Origin of the sequence: Dyella humi, from assembly GCF_044904605.1 — a bacterium.
In the GTDB taxonomy this organism is placed as follows: Bacteria; Pseudomonadota; Gammaproteobacteria; order Xanthomonadales; family Rhodanobacteraceae; genus Dyella_B; species Dyella_B humi.
On record NZ_JADIKI010000022.1, the window covers coordinates 1,112,124 to 1,128,376 of the forward strand.

General features: G+C 58.0%; 15 protein-coding genes and 1 other RNA gene. 9 read left to right on the plus strand and 7 right to left on the minus strand.

Annotated elements, in window-relative coordinates:
- The first annotated feature begins 58 nt into the window (after positions 1-58).
- Positions 59-1,642 (plus strand): AAA family ATPase, encoded by a 1,584-nt coding sequence (locus tag ISP18_RS09865; protein ID WP_380010209.1) that lies wholly within the window; start codon positions 59-61, stop codon positions 1,640-1,642.
- Entirely contained in the window at positions 1,639-2,526 is an 888-nt protein-coding gene (locus ISP18_RS09870; RefSeq protein ID WP_380010212.1) for an HNH endonuclease, read from the plus strand. Before ISP18_RS09865 ends, ISP18_RS09870 begins: the two co-directional genes overlap by 4 nt.
- A 25-nt stretch (positions 2,527-2,551) precedes the next feature.
- On the opposite strand, the gene ISP18_RS09875 is transcribed toward ISP18_RS09870, so the two are convergent.
- The 4 genes from ISP18_RS09875 to smpB form a co-directional block, all read right to left on the minus strand.
- Complete coding sequence (locus ISP18_RS09875; protein WP_380010215.1) at positions 2,552-3,301, minus strand: hypothetical protein; 750 nt, start codon at positions 3,299-3,301, stop codon at positions 2,552-2,554.
- The gene (locus ISP18_RS09880; protein ID WP_380010217.1) at positions 3,298-4,674 is read right to left on the minus strand and encodes a site-specific integrase; all 1,377 of its coding nucleotides are present in this window, start codon (positions 4,672-4,674) and stop codon (positions 3,298-3,300) included. Before ISP18_RS09880 ends, ISP18_RS09875 begins: the two co-directional genes overlap by 4 nt.
- Positions 4,675-4,891: 217 nt before the next feature.
- Positions 4,892-5,243: a transfer-messenger RNA gene (gene ssrA, locus ISP18_RS09885) on the minus strand.
- 80 nt (positions 5,244-5,323) lie between these two features.
- Entirely contained in the window at positions 5,324-5,818 is a 495-nt protein-coding gene (gene smpB, locus ISP18_RS09890; protein WP_380010220.1) for an SsrA-binding protein SmpB, read from the minus strand.
- Between the two features lie 80 nt (positions 5,819-5,898).
- Here smpB and ISP18_RS09895 point away from each other — a divergent pair, with 80 nt between their 5' ends.
- Both ISP18_RS09895 and ISP18_RS09900 read left to right on the plus strand, forming a co-directional pair.
- Positions 5,899-6,330, plus strand: a complete 432-nt coding sequence (locus ISP18_RS09895) for a type II toxin-antitoxin system RatA family toxin (RefSeq protein WP_380010223.1) — start codon at positions 5,899-5,901, stop codon at positions 6,328-6,330.
- Complete coding sequence (locus ISP18_RS09900) at positions 6,323-6,598, plus strand: RnfH family protein (protein WP_380010226.1); 276 nt, start codon at positions 6,323-6,325, stop codon at positions 6,596-6,598. The genes ISP18_RS09895 and ISP18_RS09900 overlap by 8 nt, the downstream gene beginning before the upstream one ends.
- Positions 6,599-6,612: 14 nt before the next feature.
- Here ISP18_RS09900 and ISP18_RS09905 read toward each other — a convergent pair whose 3' ends face one another.
- On the minus strand, positions 6,613-7,098 hold the full coding sequence (locus ISP18_RS09905) for an outer membrane protein assembly factor BamE (protein WP_380010229.1): 486 nt from the start codon (positions 7,096-7,098) through the stop codon (positions 6,613-6,615).
- Between the two features lie 76 nt (positions 7,099-7,174).
- Here ISP18_RS09905 and fur point away from each other — a divergent pair, with 76 nt between their 5' ends.
- Positions 7,175-7,594 (plus strand): ferric iron uptake transcriptional regulator, encoded by a 420-nt coding sequence (gene fur / locus ISP18_RS09910; RefSeq protein WP_380010231.1) that lies wholly within the window; start codon positions 7,175-7,177, stop codon positions 7,592-7,594.
- A gap of 504 nt (positions 7,595-8,098) precedes the next feature.
- Here the strand turns inward: fur and ISP18_RS09915 are convergent.
- Entirely contained in the window at positions 8,099-9,688 is a 1,590-nt protein-coding gene (locus ISP18_RS09915) for an MASE1 domain-containing sensor histidine kinase (protein WP_380010234.1), read from the minus strand.
- Positions 9,689-9,791: 103 nt separating this feature from the next.
- Between ISP18_RS09915 and ISP18_RS09920 the strand changes: the two genes are divergently transcribed.
- Complete coding sequence (locus ISP18_RS09920; RefSeq protein ID WP_380010237.1) at positions 9,792-10,427, plus strand: response regulator; 636 nt, start codon at positions 9,792-9,794, stop codon at positions 10,425-10,427.
- Between the two features lie 175 nt (positions 10,428-10,602).
- Here the strand turns inward: ISP18_RS09920 and recN are convergent, their stop codons facing one another.
- Complete coding sequence (gene recN / locus ISP18_RS09925) at positions 10,603-12,276, minus strand: DNA repair protein RecN (RefSeq protein ID WP_380010240.1); 1,674 nt, start codon at positions 12,274-12,276, stop codon at positions 10,603-10,605.
- Positions 12,277-12,459: 183 nt separating this feature from the next.
- Between recN and hrcA the strand changes: the two genes are divergently transcribed.
- The 3 genes from hrcA (at position 12,460) to dnaK (ending at position 16,189) form a co-directional block, all read left to right on the plus strand.
- On the plus strand, positions 12,460-13,515 hold the full coding sequence (hrcA, locus tag ISP18_RS09930; protein WP_380010243.1) for a heat-inducible transcriptional repressor HrcA: 1,056 nt from the start codon (positions 12,460-12,462) through the stop codon (positions 13,513-13,515).
- 86 nt (positions 13,516-13,601) lie between these two features.
- Entirely contained in the window at positions 13,602-14,138 is a 537-nt protein-coding gene (gene grpE / locus ISP18_RS09935) for a nucleotide exchange factor GrpE (RefSeq protein WP_380010246.1), read from the plus strand.
- Between the two features lie 119 nt (positions 14,139-14,257).
- Positions 14,258-16,189, plus strand: coding sequence for a molecular chaperone DnaK (dnaK, locus tag ISP18_RS09940; RefSeq protein WP_380010249.1), 1,932 nt, complete (start codon positions 14,258-14,260; stop codon positions 16,187-16,189).
- Positions 16,190-16,253: the final 64 nt, after the last annotated feature.

The following is a 16,253-nucleotide window of genomic DNA, read 5'->3' on the forward strand; positions in this document are numbered from 1 at the left end:
GTAGACTTCAATTGTATGACCAGGATTGAGTGGCGCCAACCACACAGGGGAAGAATAGATGGATTTTTATGTCATATCTCGAGAGACAAAGTTGCCATCTTCGGGTGTCTCTTGTGCATACCTCCGAACTGACAATTGGAATGACTACTCTTTTCGGACACTTTTTCAACTCTATTGTTTTGACGAAGGCGGCCAACTTCATGAGCTTGGTGACGTAAAGATAGGATTTCGAGGACAAGTAGAACAAACATCTACCGATTCAAGATTGGACAGACATTTTCAATATCTGGATTCTAGCTATTTTTCACTTGGCCAGCGAATAGAGTTTTACAAAACATTAGCTGTTCTATCTCCTGCGATGCGGGACGGCATTCTAAGTAGTCTGAGAGACATCGTTGCTCATCCTGAAATCATTGAATCAATTGAAAATGAGCGTTCTTTGGGCACATCTCTGCTCAGGGACGTAACCCTTGCCACTATAAAAGGCCAGTTTCGTCGGGTTTTAAACGGACAGGTTGCGCTAACAGACTTTAACTTTAATTTCGAAAGGTCTGAAACGGAGCATCTTGGCGCTATAAAAATGGCGTTTAAAGTTACGGCCGAATCGACGCCGAGCACTAACATACACGCTGTGATTGGAAGAAACGGCGCGGGTAAGACAACTCTTCTAAATGGAATGGTCGATGCAATTACACGGCCAGATGGGGCTTCAGCATTCACCACTCGTTCTTTTTTTGGTGGAAGTTCTCCGATTTCGAGTGACTACTTTAGTAGCCTTGTATCAGTTTCCTTCAGCGCCTTCGATCCCTTTACCCCGCCGAGTAATCAGCCAGATCCTGCAAAAGGGACGTGTTACTTCTATCTTGGATTGAAGGATCAAAAAGACTCCGAGAGACTTCGATCATTGAAAGAATTGCAGGCCGATTGCGTAACATCGTTGATTGCATGCTTTTCTAGGGATGATCGTACTGAACGATGGAATCGGGTAATGAATGAGCTTAGTTCTGACGAGAATTTTTCGTCAATGCAGTTAGAAAGGCTGCATGATATTTATAAGAGTGAGCTCCTTTCGCGAAAATCTATAGGCAGTGTGCAGGTGGATTCTGCAATTTTTCACGGAAATTATCTCAATTCTTGTCGTCCTTTCCTGGATAAAATGAGTTCGGGTCACGCCGTTGTCTTTCTAATCATGACTCGCTTGGTATCCATTGTTGAAGAGAAGACATTGGTGCTTCTTGATGAGCCAGAAAGCCATCTTCATCCGCCTTTGCTGTCCGCTTTTTTGCGTGCCTTGTCCGACCTTCTCTATGATCGGAATGGCATCGCTATTATTGCGACCCATTCTCCAGTTGTACTTCAAGAGATTCCGAAGTCTTGTGTATGGAAGATGTATCGGGTTGGAGAAAGTGTTGGCGTTGAGCGACCAAACATTGAAACGTTTGCTGAGAACGTCGGTACGTTAACAAGTGAAGTGTTCCGGCTTGAAGTGTCACGGTCTGGCTTTCACAAGATGCTCGCGCTGTCAGTTGCGCAGGGCATGACCTACAACCAAATCATTGCTAGTTATGATGGGCAGCTGGGGCTAGAGGGACGAGCCGTTCTCAAGTTGCTAATGACGACATCCGAGGAGGCGTCGTCATGATGAGATTGGAAAATCCTGTTCGAACATTCGTCGAATCCATTGATGCATGTTTGGCAGGTATTACGGGCAATGTCGAATTGCGCAAGGCTCTTATAAAAAGTAAGGGAGATCTTCTTACTGTGGAGCCAACCTATCTTCAGGCAGCATTGCGAGGAGAGTTATCCACAATAACTGCCGTGGATGACGACGCGGATGAAGAGGCCGCCATTGTTGGTGATCTGCGTAGGTCGGATCTCATAAAGCTCTATGAGCAATATTTGGTCCCAAAGGGGAAGCCCGGTCGGAGGGTGTATTCGGATTTGCTCAATGCTGCGCGAGAGCAATGTCCATTTTGCGGTGGCATCGGAACACCCAAAACATTGGATCACTTCCTTACCAAGGGGAAGCATCCTTCTTTTAGCGTTCTTCCCTTTAACCTGGTGCCTTCCTGTAGAGACTGCAACATGGGAGAGAAGGGGCAGGTAGGGGCAAGTGTTGCAGAAGAGGTGTTGTTACAGCCTTATGCTGACAAAGATCTGTTCTTCAATGAGCAGTGGATTTTTTCTTCTTATGAGGCCGATCCTTCTGGCGAGCCAGGACTTCTTGCATATTTCGTTAGAACACCCGAATGGTGGAGTGCAGTAGATGTGGCGCGTGCTGAACACCATTTCAAAGCTTTCGATCTTGCTCACAAGTATGGGCTTAAGGCAGGACGGTCTGCGGTGACTGTAATGGCTCAAGCCAGGGCTATGATTAGGAAAGGTTTGTCTCACGCAGATATAAGAGAGGTCATCCTTCAGCCAGGTATTGATAGCGCACCATTCTCTAACCACTGGCAGAGAGGGATGTATCAATCATTGTGCGAATATTTTTCTGACGGCTGGGTCTGGAATCCGGGCTGGTGAAATTTGTGTGGTCATTGATTGTGAGTTATGAAGACGCTTTGCATAGGTCTTCAAGCTTGATGCAGAGATTCCAAAATTCCCAGTAGCCTCTTTCATCCATGCTTTTCTCTTTGGAGAAGAGCATGAACATCGGAACGACTCTGTTCGGGTCAATGTGCGTATTGGCATTAACCAAGTCGTGGAGATGGAAGAGGTGCATCTTCACGAATTCGCATTCTAGTATTTTGGTCGCTGTATCGATGACGTCGGCAGGAAGATAAGTCACGAAAATCTGGAGCGCTGTGATCATCTCAGTCGACCCATCGCGGGCTGAATCTTCAAGGATTCTGTACCAGCGAATTTCTTTGAAATCACCCGCCGCATAAGGGGATACGGAGTTAAGGTCAAGACTTCCTAGTTTGAGATGCCGTTCTGCTGTCAGCATGTCTTTTGCTGATTTTGGCTTTAGACCATCCCGCCCAAAAATGTAGTCACTCATCAATGGAACTGCAATGTGGTGAAGGGCGGAAAGGATGTGCGCTTTACCCTTGGATGCAATCCTTTCTCTGGTCTTTTTTTCTTGAAGCCTTTCACGGTTGTTTCTTGCCGTGACAATGCAAGTGGCGATAAATGCGAGTACGCCAACAGCAAGGGTTGCCCAACCAAGAGCGGTTAGTTTGTGCAAGCCCGATGCTTTGTCATCCCATTTGGGGCTTCCAATGACGGCAACGACTGAGGCAATAAGAGCAATAGATGGTGCGATGTAGTCCAGTATTTTCCATCGATGCTTGCTCACTTTTTCCCCTTGGGTTTGTTTCTTGCTTTTCTTTCGTCCAATGCCTTCACCCGTTTGAAGTAGTAGTCAAAGCATCCCCTCATTGGCTGTTCGATGTTGAGGTCTGGAAAGCGAATTTTCCCCATATCTTCCCATCGTTCTTGCAAGGTCGAAGGCTGGATGTAGTGGCGTCGAAGGACTGAGCTTCCTGTGCTGTGTCCAGTCAAGCGAGCTATCCTTGAATCAGAGAGGCCCGACCTTTCTGCCGTTGATGCAAAGGTGTGCCGAAAGCTGTGGAAGGTTTTGGTGGCATCTGTGATTTTGCAGACGCTTCGCAGATGAAGACGGTTGAACCAGTCAGCAATGGGATCACCTGGGCCATGCACGCCCCAGGGAAGACCAGGGAATACATGCTCGAAACCATAACCCCTGACTTCATCGACGTACTCAACAAAGCCAAGCTTCAACAACTCAGGATGCAAGGGCAGAAAGCGTTTGGAACTTTTGTTCTTGACCTGATGGCGGATGTGGATGCCCCACACGCCATCGACTTGCTCTAGGTCGTCTACTCGCAGTTGCCCAATTTCGTTGACTCTCGCACCTGTGTAAAGCCCAAGAATCGGCGCCCAATATTTGGATGGCTTGTCGTGCGAGTGGGAAAAATTCTTCGTGCTAAAAATGATTCGAAGATCATGTTCGTCAAAGGGAAGGCGACCTTCTTGCTCGTCTTGCATTTTGTTGGTGATGCGAAGACCTTTGCAGGGGTTGTATGCGATAAGCCGTCGCTCGACACAGTTGTTGAAAAACAGCCTCAAACGGTCGAGGTGTTTTTCCTTTGTTCTTGGTGCCAGTCCTTTGTCTTGTCGTTGTTTGGCTTTCTTCAAGACCTGTTTAGGGGAAAGGCCCCGATAGGCGGGTTTCTTACCTGCATTGGCAGGCCAGTGGGCTAACCCATCCATGAAGACGTCCAAGTCGTCGGGGCTGACTTCGCTCAAGTCTTTGTCGCCCACCAAGCCGAGAAAAACCTTCAAGGTAAAAGCTGTATCGAAGTGATTGGTTTCACTTCTCTCTTGCACTTTCATTTGCGAGAGAAATTTTTCAATACGCTCAGACAGCAACCCCACTTTCGGAGTGGCTGGAATTGAAATGGTGGTTGGAGGAGGGGAGAGGGCTCCCGCCCTGGTCAGAGCGAGAATGACGTCTTGAGCATGGCGATGGTCAGCCTCAATGCTTTGAGGCAAAAGCTTGGTGCCGTTGGGTAGTTCAACGGTGTAATCACGACCACTTTGGATACCCTGTAAGGCTTGGTCTACCAAAGCCCGAGCGTTTGGCACGTCCTCTCTCCTGAGTCGTTCAAACACGTTTCCAAGAGCATAGCCCAAGGCTGAAGCCATCAATCGAGCACCGTCGGCCCGAGCCCCTTGCAGGCTTCGGGTGAGGTAGCGAGAGCCGACTTGTGCCTGTAAATCGGTGGGCACGAAAAAGCGGACATGGAGTCCGCTTGGTCGCTTGAGCAGGAGAGGTTTCGGCAATTTGATACCTCGCGTGATACCTAAAAGGCCATGCGAGGCACCAAATTTTTCTCTTTAAAATCAAAGAGGCCGAATTGTATGGTGGAGGTGGCGGGAGTCGAACCCGCGTCCGAAGGCGCTTGACGCCCGGTACTACATGCTTAGCTCACTGTTAGATCTCGTCCCGCGACAGCACAGAGTGCGAGGCGCATCGAAGGACCAGCCCGCTTGATTTAACCCTGACCGGCAGGCGGCAGCTTTGGGCGATCCCGTGATAATGACCCTACATCCACTAGCACAGGCACACGTGGGTTCGGGGCTAGGCCTTAAGCGGCCAGAGCGTAGTTGTCGTCGTTGGCAACTATAAGTTTGCGGCTGGATTTACGAGGAAAGCTGCCCCCTCGGCATGCACCAAGCTATCTCACTACCCCCGTCGAAGCCAGAACACCCCCGGGGAAAAGATCGCTTTAGCGACGAAAGTATATATGGTGACGGCCGTGCGCGATATCAATTACGCACGGCCGAGTGCTGCTTACGCAGCGCGATTGTGCGAGCGCATGACACGTTGCTTGTCGCGCTGCCAGTCGCGTTCTTTCTCGGTGTTGCGTTTGTCGTGTTCCTGTTTGCCGCGCGCCAGGCCGATTTCCACTTTCACCTTGTTGCCCTTCCAGTAGATGGCGATGGGCACCAGGGTGTAGCCCTTGCGTTCCACGGCGCCGATCAACTGGTCGATCTCTTGGCGATGCAGCAATAGCTTGCGCGTACGGCGGTCGACCGGCACCACGTGGGTGGAGGCGCTGATCAGCGGTGGAATGGAGGTGCCGACGAGAAATATCTCGTTCTTCAGCACCACGGCATAGCCGTCGCCGAAATTGATCCGGCCGGCACGCAGAGCCTTCAACTCCCAGCCTTGCAGGGCGATGCCCGCTTCGAAGCGCTGGTCGATGTGGTATTCGTGCCGGGCGCGCTTATTGAGCGCGATCGTGCCGCCGGATTCTTTTTTGTCTTTGTCCTTCGCTTTTGCCATGTCCGTTAAACTTCGGTCTCGTCGCCCCATACAGCTTGCCTGTATGCGGGCTCGACCTTGATTCCTGTAAAGAGGGTACCGTGATCCAAATCCGCCGCAGTGCCTTGGTGAAATATTCGCCGGCGCAGATGTTCGACCTGGTCAATGAGGTCGAAGCATACCCAAAGCGCTTCGCCTGGTGTGCCAACGCCGAGGTGATCGAGCGGGGTGACAACATGCTGGTGGCGCGGCTGGATCTCAAGTTCGCCGGCTTCCATCACAGTTTCACCACCCGTAACACCATCGATCATTCGCACCGTCTGCAGGTGAGCCTGGTGAACGGGCCCTTTCGCAGCCTGGAAGGTTTCTGGGATTTCATCCCGCTCGGCACGGACGGCTGCAAGGTCTCGCTGGAGCTGGATTTCGACTATGCCGGCCGCCTGGGCGGCGCGGCGTTGAAGCTGGGGTTCCAGGGACTGGCCAATCGCATGGTGGACGATTTCTGCCGCGAGGCGGAAAAGGTGTATGGCTGAGCGCATTACCGTGGAGGTGGTGTGCGCCATGCCGGAACGCCAGGTGCTGCGCCGGGTGGACCTGTCTGCGGGAAGCTCAGTGATCCAGGCGGTGGAGCAATCGGGCATTTTGGAGGAGCTGCCCGAGGTGCCCTTCGATCAATCGCGCCTGGGAATCTTTTCCCGTCGCGTGGCCGCCGACGAGCTGCTACGAGACGGCGACCGGGTGGAAATCTACCGGCCGCTCACGCTCGATCCGAAAGATGCGCGGCGCCGTCGCGCCAGGTGAAGCGGGCAGGGCGATCAGTTCTGGCCGCCGCCGCCGTTATCGCCACCGTTGTCACCACCACCACCGCCGCCATTGTCGCCGCCCGCATTGGGGCTCTTGTCGCCGGAGGTGTCGTTGACGTTGTAGTTGATCTTGTACTTGTTGCTTTGCTGCACCAGCTTCTGCGCATCCTGGAAGTACAGGTTGCCTTCGGTGCGCACAAGCACGTCGTTGTTGAAGTAAAGGCTCATGGAATTGACCTTCATCTTCTCGCCACGATGCGAATACGTAGAGACGTAGTCCCAGCGGTTCTGGTTGAACGGCGTGGACACCGAAGGCGTACCCAGCAGCACCAGCACCTGGCGCTTGGTCAGACCCGGCTTGAGCTGCTCGGCAAGATTTTTATCGATGGTCTTGTCGAACAGATTGCCCTGGGCCACGTCGGGGGTATACACGAGACGGCAGCTGGCCAAAGAGAGTGCCAGCGTGGCGTAGCCCAGTGTGCGGATCAGCTTTTGCATTCGTATTGAATCCGGATCGTGAAGGTAACGGATGATACACTAAAGGCTTGATTCCACCGTGTATCGGGAGCTTGCGATGGAGCAGGAAACTCAAGAACTCCGTAAAGCCGGGTTGAAGGTCACTCACCCTCGGATGCGCATTCTCCAGATCTTCGAGGAAGACGGTGTCCGGCATCTCACGGCCGAGGACGTCTACAAGAAGCTGCTTGCCCATCAGGAAGATATCGGCCTGGCTACGGTGTACCGGGTGCTTACCCAGTTCGAGGCCGCCGGCATCCTCAGCAAACACAACTTCGAGGGTGGGCAGGCGGTGTACGAACTGGATCGTGGTCAGCACCACGACCACATGATCGATGTGGACAGCGGAAAGGTGATCGAGTTCGTTAGCGAAGAGATTGAGCGCCTGCAGCGGGAGATAGCGGCCAAGCACGGCTATGAGATTCAGGACCATAGTTTGGTGCTGTATGTGAAGCCGCTGGGGAATCGGAAGAGGTAGGGGTGGCGCGGGCTTGGGCTGCTTGGGCTCACTGTCCCTACTCGCTAGAGAGAGCCTTTAGTGCCTCAGCGTCATTCCGGCGAAGGCCGGACGTAGCGCGAAGCACTCACACCCGGCTTTTGTGTCCTTCGGACGCATACTCAGACTGGATTCCGGCCTTCGCCGGAATGACGCTGAGGCGAGGTGTGCCTGTACGGAAGGTTGAGTGCCTGGGCTCAGGGTAGTTGGGCGAGGGCCAAATCGCAGGCATAAAAAAAGCCGCGGGAGGACTCCTGTCCACCCTGCGGCTTACCGTTGTCTCTTGACGTGCTGTGTATCCGAGTTGCTCGCGATACGTGCAAATGTCCAGACTCCGGCGGAATGGCGTCCTGCCATTCTTCGAGCCCACCGTCCCCACGGTTGACTCGTGCTCACCGTCTCGCGACGGCGGCTCCCCCACATCGATAGACCGATGCTAACGAACCTTTTACGAAGCTGGTATTGGAAAATTTCCTAGTTACAGTGTCACAAGTCACTAGATTCGCGCCCGGATATTGTGCTTCGCAGCAAAATCCGCAGGTGTACGCCCTGGCTGTCGGGGCGCAGGCGGAACAGGCCGCCCAGTGACGTGACGCGATCGCGCATGCCTTGCAGGCCGCGGCCGCCGCGTGGCACGCGCTCGGGCAGGCCCACGCCGTTGTCGCGGATATCCAGCAGGGCCAGCGCCAAGCCGGTGCGCTCGCCGATGCGAAGGCGCAGCCGGAATTCGGTGGCTTGCGCGTGCTTTACAGCGTTGGTGGCGCTTTCCTGGGCCAGCCGGTAGATTGCGGTGCGGATGTCCTCCTCCAGCATGCGCGGGTCGCCGTGCAGCTCGGTGTAATAGCCCATGCCGGCGGTGACCAGCAGGTCGCGGATGGGGCCTTCGTCCAGCGCGCGCATCAGGCCGAACTCATCCAGGACCGCCGGGCGCAGGTCGTCCATCACGCGATGTAGCGCGCGCCGCATGAGCGCGAGGATGCCGTTGATAGCCGTGCCGATGTCCTCTAGACCGGCCTGCTGCAAGCGGTTCTGCGCCAGCTTCACATGCGTCTGGATGGCGGTGAGGTTCTGGCCCAATTCGTCATGCAGCTCGGCCGCCATGTGGCGTCGCTGGTTTTCTTCCGCCTGCATGTTGCCGCGCGCGGCATCGCGCAACTGGCGGGCGAGGTGATCCAGGCGCCGGTTCACGGCGGCGAGGTACACGTTTTGTTCTGCCATGCGCGCGCTGCTGCGGCGGAGCGCATCGGTGGCCGAACCCAGCATCAGCGCGCCGGTACCGGCCACGGCGAGGAACATATGCGACGAGGCTGTCGGTACGACGTGGGTAAAGACACGATCGACCAGGGCCATGCCGAGGCTCGACACCAGCATGGAAAGGCTCGCCCCGCGCCAGCCGTGCCGGAACGCGAAGAACAGTACCGGCGCCAACGACAGGATGCGCGCGAACTCACGCTGCGGTGCGGCCTGCTCGCTAAGAATCAGCAGAATCACCAGCGCCGGCAACATCACCAGCAAGCCATCCATCAACAGCTCGGATAGCTCCTGCTTCGAAGGGCGCGAACGCCACAACATGATCAGCGGCGGCACCAACAGCAGCAGGCCGACGTAGTTGCCGAGCATTTCGTCGCCCAGCCCCAGCAGCAAACCCGTCGACGGCAGCTCGTGGTCCAGCGCCATCGTCACCGCTTCCATGGCGGTAGCGACAGCACCGGTGAAGCCGGCGGCAAGCAGCAATCGGGAGACTTCTTCCGGATCGCGCAGGCTGGCTCGCAGGTTCGCACGGCGCAGCAGCCCCAGGCACAACGCGACCATCACCGGCTGCGGCAGGTCTCCGAAAACGAAGGTGTGCCAGTCCAGCGTGTAGTCGTACAGGTACTCGATCAGCCCGGCGGCAAGCAGTTCGGCGCCGATCAGCCATGGCCAATAACGCAGCGGCGACAGCAGCAGCACGCCAAAGCGCAGGCCGAACTGCAAGGTCCAGTCCGGCTGCGTGGTGGGCCAGAGCAGGGCCCAGAGCAGACCGTAGCCGAGGCCGGCAACAGGGCCGGACTTGAGGAAGGTGAGTTTTAGACGCATGCGGGGATGTTAGCGGGCAGTGGGCGCTTCGTGATGCTCGTGGGCTGGGATGCCAATCCCAGCCTGCGTCGGAGCGGCGCGGAAGATTTGCTACAGTGCCGCCATGCACAGCATTGTTCTGGTCGACGATCACGCCATCGTTCGCGAGGGGTTCAAACGGCTTATCGAAATGGAGCCGGACCTTGAGGTCGTGGCCGAATGCCGCAACGCCGATGACGCGGTGGAAGCCATCAGCCAATACCGCCCGGATTTGGTGGCACTCGACCTGTCACTGCCCGACGGCAGCGGTTTGCCTTTGATCGAACACTTGCGCAGCGTAACCACCGGCACGCGCATCGTGGTGCTGAGCATGCACGATGGCGAACCCTATGTATCGGAAGCGCTGCGCCGCGGTGCGAGCGGTTACGTCACCAAGGGCGCCGCGCCGGAAGAGCTGGTGGCAGGGTTGCGTGCGGTGATGCGTGGCGAGCAATTCCTGAGTTCCGACCTTCGGCAGCGGCGTGCGGAGCGGCCGAACGATACGCTCGATCCCATCGATCGGCTTACCGCGCGCGAGCACGAGGTGTTTCTGTTGCTGGCGGCGGGACGTGCGCCAAAACAGGTGGCGGCGGAGTTGGGGATCGGGCAGAAGACGGTATACATCCATCGCGCGAGCTTGATGGGGAAGCTGGGGGCGGGGTCGGAACTGGATCTTTATCGCATTGCGAGCGAGCGAGGGTTGTTGCCGATTCGTACCTAAGTGCGGATATGTTTGCCGCTTTCCCTTCGGGAGAGGGGTTGGGGTGAGGGTACGATCAGCGCACGATGGCAAAGACTTGCGCGAGAACCAGCATCGCGCTCCGCCCGAACCCTCACCCGCCTCTCGGCACCCTCTCCCGAAGGGAGAGGGGCTCACTCAGCAACATCAAGGTGAGTCACGCAGTCTGAGCTTGCTCCAGCATCTTCTTCGCGTGCGCCCGCGTTTCGCGTGTGATTTCCACGCCGCCCAGCATGCGCGCCAGTTCATCGCGGCGGCCTTCGATGTTCAACACTTCGATGCGCGTTTGTGTGGAGCCTCGCTCGCTGTGCTTGCTTACGCGCAGATGCGCATGGCCTTGTGCAGCCACCTGCGGCAGATGGGTTACGCACAGCACTTGGCAGCGCGAACCCAGCGCACGCAATTTCTGGCCGACCACTTCGGCTACCGCGCCGCCGATGCCAGTGTCGACTTCGTCGAACACCATGCAGCCGATGGTGTCTTTGCCCAGCGTGGCCACTTCGATCGCTAAGCTGATGCGCGCCAATTCGCCACCGGAGGCGACCTTGCGCAAAGGGCGTGGTGGTTGGCCGGGGTTGGCGCTGACCAGCAGTTCGCAGCGTTCGCGGCCTTGCGGATCGGGATCGCTGTTTTCAGAAGCTTCCAGCGTCACCTGCAGCACGCCGCCGGCCATGCCCAGCTCGCCCATCAGCGCGCTCACTTCCTTGCCGAGGCGCTTGGCGGCGGCTTGCCGTGACTTGCTGAGCGCTTCAGCGGCCTTGTCGTAATCGCGCTGCAATTGTGCGCGCTGCGTATCGAGGCGCTGGAGTGCATCGCCGGCGTTTTCCAGTTCGGTCAGTTCGTTCTGCAAGGCGATGCGCTTGTCGTCCAGTTCGGCAACATGCAGGCGATGCTTGCGCGACAGTTCGTGCAGGCGTGTGAGGTGCGCATCGACTTCCGCATAACGGTCGGGGTCGAGATCGACATCCTGCGCGTAGTGCGCAAGACCATCGGCGGCTTCAGTGAGCTGAATCTGCGCGTTGTCGAGCAGTTCGAGCAGGGGCGCCAGACGATCGTCCAGCGCGGCAAGGCGGTTCAATTCCGCATGCGCGCGACCCAGCGACGAACGCAGCGCGAACTCGCTATCGCCATCGAGCAGATCGACCACGCCGGTGATGCCTTCAGTGAGCTTGCTGGCGTTGGCGAGGCGTTTGTGGCTGCTTTCCAGTTCTGCCAGTTCGGCGGCGGGCAGCGCCCACTTTTCCAGTTCGGAAAGTTCGTGCCGCAGGAGCTCAAGACGATGCTCGCGATCCTCGCCGCCGCTCAGCTTGCGGATGCGTACGCCAAGTTCGCGCCATTGCTGGGCGAGTTCGCGCACCTGCGCCACGCGTGTTTCGTTTTCGGCGTAGGCGTCCAGCAGGTTCATTTGATGCGCGCGTTCCAGCAGCGCCTGATGCTCGTGCTGACCGTGGATTTCCACCAGCAAGGCGGCCAGCTCGCCCATCTGGCCGATGGTAGCGGGACGGCCGTTGATCCACGCGCGCGAGCTACCTTCGGCGCGGATCACACGACGTAGCTGGCAAGCGCCGTCTTCATCCAACTCTTCGAGCTGCAGCCAGTCGCGCGCCTCGGGCAGGCCGACGAGGTCGAATTCTGCCGCCAGCTCCGCGCGATCACTGCCGGCGCGCACGATGCTACTGTCAGCACGCGAGCCGGCCAGCAGCATCAGGGCGTCTACCAACAGAGACTTGCCTGCGCCGGTTTCCCCACTGACCACGGTCAGGCCGGGGCCAAAGGCAAGGTCGGCTTCTTCGACGACGGCAAGATGGCGGACGTAAAGGGAGGTGAGCATGAGGTGTGGGCGGCAGTGGTCGAATTAATTGTAAGTGGGAACGGGGAACAGGGAACGAGGAACGTCAGATTGATGGGAATCTTGATGTTCCCCGTTCCCCAGTCCCCGTTCCCCGCTTGGCCTTTCTTGCATTCTTACTCATCAAACCTTATTTCTTAACCGTCTCACGGATTGCCACAGCGCATGTCACGTCACCCTGGCCACGAACTTGATGCCCGCGCGCGGCGCCTGCTGCGCCTGCTGATTGCGCAGTATCTAGTCGACGGCGAACCGGTCGGCTCGCGCACGCTTTCGCGTTCGTCCGGGCTGGACGTGAGCCCGGCCACCATCCGCAACATCATGGCGGACCTCGAAGAAGCCGGGCTGATTGCTTCGCCGCATACCTCCGCCGGGCGCATCCCGACGCCGCGTGGCCTGCGCCTGTTCGTCGACAGCCTGATCGAACTGCAGCCGCTGCCGCGTGACGAAATGGTGCGGCTGCAGCGCGAACTGCCGCCCGGGCCAGCCACGGTGCGCGACCTGGTCGGCAATGCTTCGGTGCTGCTGTCGGCGATGACGCATTTCGCCGGCGTGGTAACGGTGCCGCGCCAGACCGATTTCCCGCTGCGCCATATCGACTTCGTACCGCTGCCGGACGCGCGCGTGCTGGTGATCCTGGTGTTCTCCGACAACCAGGTGCAGAACCGTGTGATCCAACTGGCCAAGCCGCTGGAGGCACGTGACCTGGAGCAGGCGGCCAACTACATCAACGAACACTTCGTCGGGTTGCGCGTGGACGACATCCGCGCGCATCTGCTGCGCGAATTGCGCGAGGCCAGCAGCGAGCTGCATCAGCTGCTCGCCAGGGCAGTAGAGTTGGCGGCGGCTTCGTTTGCGCCACAGGACGAGGACGTACTGGTGAGCGGCCAGACCAACCTGATGGCCTATTCCGAACTGGGTAACCTGGAGCGCCTGCGCGAGCTGTTCGACGCCTTCCAGAAGAAGAACGAACTGCTGCAATTGATGGAAACCTGCGCCAAAGCGCCCGGTGTGCGCTTGTTTATCGGCGAGGAATCGGGCTTTGCTGCGCTGGATGGCTGCAGCGTGGTTACCGCCAGCTACGGGGCGCAGGGCCGGCTGTTAGGTGCGGTCGGTGTGATCGGACCTACACGCATGGCCTACGATCGCGTCATTCCGGTGGTGCAAGCCACGGCCCGATTGCTCAGCGATGCCTTGAATCGGGCCGCCACGACCCTATAACGGCCGGTTGGGAGGCGGGTTCACCCGCGAAAATTTTTCGATGGTCGGCTAACCATGCCGGCCCTGGACGATGTTTGGAGTCATTCATGCATAACAGCGAGCCGCAGTCGCCGAACGAAACGACCGCACAAAAACCGGAGCAGGGCGCGCAAAACGACGAACTCGAGGCGCTCAAGGCCAAGTTGGCCGAGTTGGAAGCGAGCAACCGGGAACTGCGTGAAACCGTGCTGCGCGAAAAGGCCGAGCTGGAGAACCAGCGTCGCCGCCTGCATCGCGATCTGGAACAGGCGCGCCGCTTCGCCAATGAAAAGCTGCTCAACGATCTGTTGCCGGTCTACGACGGCCTGGAGCGTGGCCTGGCGACCGAGGGCGGCGATATCGCCACGATCCGCGAAGGCTTGAACCTCACGCTGAAAGAGCTGTTACGCATCGCCAGTAACAACGGCCTGGTGCAGGTCGATCCGCTCGATCAGCCGCTCGATCCGGAACGTCATCACGCGGTGAGCATGGTCGAGGCGCCCGGCAAGGCGCCTGGCACCGTGGTGGCGGTATTGCAGAAAGGCTATGTGTTGAACGATCGATTGCTGCGCCCGGCCCTGGTGACCGTGGCCAAGGACGACTGAACGGTCGCTGCAATTCCAGTACTGCAGGGTTTACCTGGTATTGAACGCCTTTCGCCAGAACCCCATCTGACAACCATTCGCGGCGAGGGGCCGCATACAAGATTTCCGGAGCACACATCATGGGCAAGATCATCGGCATCGACCTGGGCACGACCAACTCGTGCGTGGCCATCATGGATGGCAGCACCACCAAGGTCATCGAAAACTCGGAGGGCGATCGCACTACGCCGTCCATCGTCGCGTTCACCAAGGACGGCGAAGTGATGGTGGGTGCCCCCGCCAAGCGCCAGGGCGTGACCAACCCCAAGAACACCTTCTACGCGGTGAAGCGCCTGATCGGCCGCAAGTTCACCGACGCCGAGGTGCAGAAGGACATCCACATCGTGCCGTACGGCATCGTCGCGCACGAAAACGGTGATGCCTGGGTGCAGACGTCCGACGGTAAGAAGATGGCGCCGCAGGAAATCTCCGCGAAAGTGCTGATGAAGATGAAGAAGACCGCCGAGGACTACCTTGGCGAGACCATCACCGAAGCGGTAATCACCGTGCCGGCCTACTTCAACGATAGCCAGCGCCAGGCTACCAAGGACGCCGGCCGCATCGCCGGCCTGGACGTGAAGCGCATCATCAACGAGCCGACCGCGGCTGCGCTGGCCTACGGTCTGGACAAGAAGGGCGGCGACCGCAAGATCGCTGTATACGATCTCGGCGGCGGCACCTTCGACGTGTCGATCATCGAGATCGCCGAAGTCGACGGCGAGAAGCAGTTCGAAGTGCTGGCCACCAATGGCGACACCTTCCTCGGTGGCGAAGACTTTGACAAGCGCGTCATCGACTACCTCATCGAAGAATTCAAGAAGGACCAGGGCATCGACCTCAGCAAGGATCCTCTCGCGCTGCAGCGCCTGAAGGATGCAGCCGAGCGCGCGAAGATCGAGCTGTCCTCCTCGCATCAGACCGAGGTGAACCTGCCGTACGTCACGGCAGATGCGTCCGGTCCGAAGCACCTGAACATCAAGCTCACTCGCGCCAAGCTGGAAGCGCTGGTGGAAGACTTGGTCAAGCGCACCATCGAACCGTGCCGCACGGCGTTGAACGATGCCGGCCTGCGCGTATCCGACGTTAGCGAAGTGATCCTGGTCGGTGGTCAGACCCGCATGCCGAAGGTGCAGGAAGCGGTGAAGGACTTCTTCGGCAAGGAACCGCGCAAGGACGTCAACCCGGACGAAGCCGTCGCCGTCGGCGCGGCGATCCAGGGCGGCGTGCTGGGTGGTTCGGTGAAGGACGTGTTGCTGCTTGACGTTACCCCGCTGTCGCTCGGTATCGAAACCATGGGCGGCGTGATGACCAAGCTGATCGAGAAGAACACAACGGTGCCGACCAAGGCTTCGCAGGTTTTCTCCACCGCTGAAGACAATCAGACCGCGGTGACCGTCCATGTGCTGCAGGGCGAACGTGATCGCGCCAGCGCCAACAAGTCGTTGGGCAAGTTCGACCTGGCCGGCATCGAGCCTGCGCCGCGCGGCATGCCGCAGGTCGAAGTGACCTTCGACATCGATGCCAACGGCATCCTGCATGTGTCGGCCAAAGACAAGAAGACCGGTAAGGAACAACGCATCGAGATCAAGGCCGGTTCCGGTCTGTCGGAAGAAGAAATCCGGCGCATGGTTGCGGACGCGGAAAGCCACAAGGAAGAAGACCGCAAGTTCCAGGAACTGGTGAGCACGCGTAACAAGGCCGATCAGCTAGTGCACGCCACGCGCAGTGCGCTGAAGGAGCATGGCGGCAAGGTGCCGGGTGCTCAGCTCAGCGAGATCGAAGGCGCGCTGTCCGATCTGGAAAAGGCGAAGGACGGTGATGACAAGGCCGCCATCGAAGCCAAGATCCAGAAGCTCGAGCAGGTAGCGCAGTCGCTGTACGCCGCGGCACAGTCAGGTCACGCCGATGCTGGCCCTGGCGCGCAGCACGGCCCGGGTCCGGGCGGCTCCGCACAGCCGGACGACGTGGTCGATGCCGAGTTCACCGAAGTAAAGAACGACGGCAAGTCGTAATCGGACTGGCCATTGAACGACGAGCGCCTCGAAAGGGGCGCTCGTCGTATCAGGAGGGGAGGCG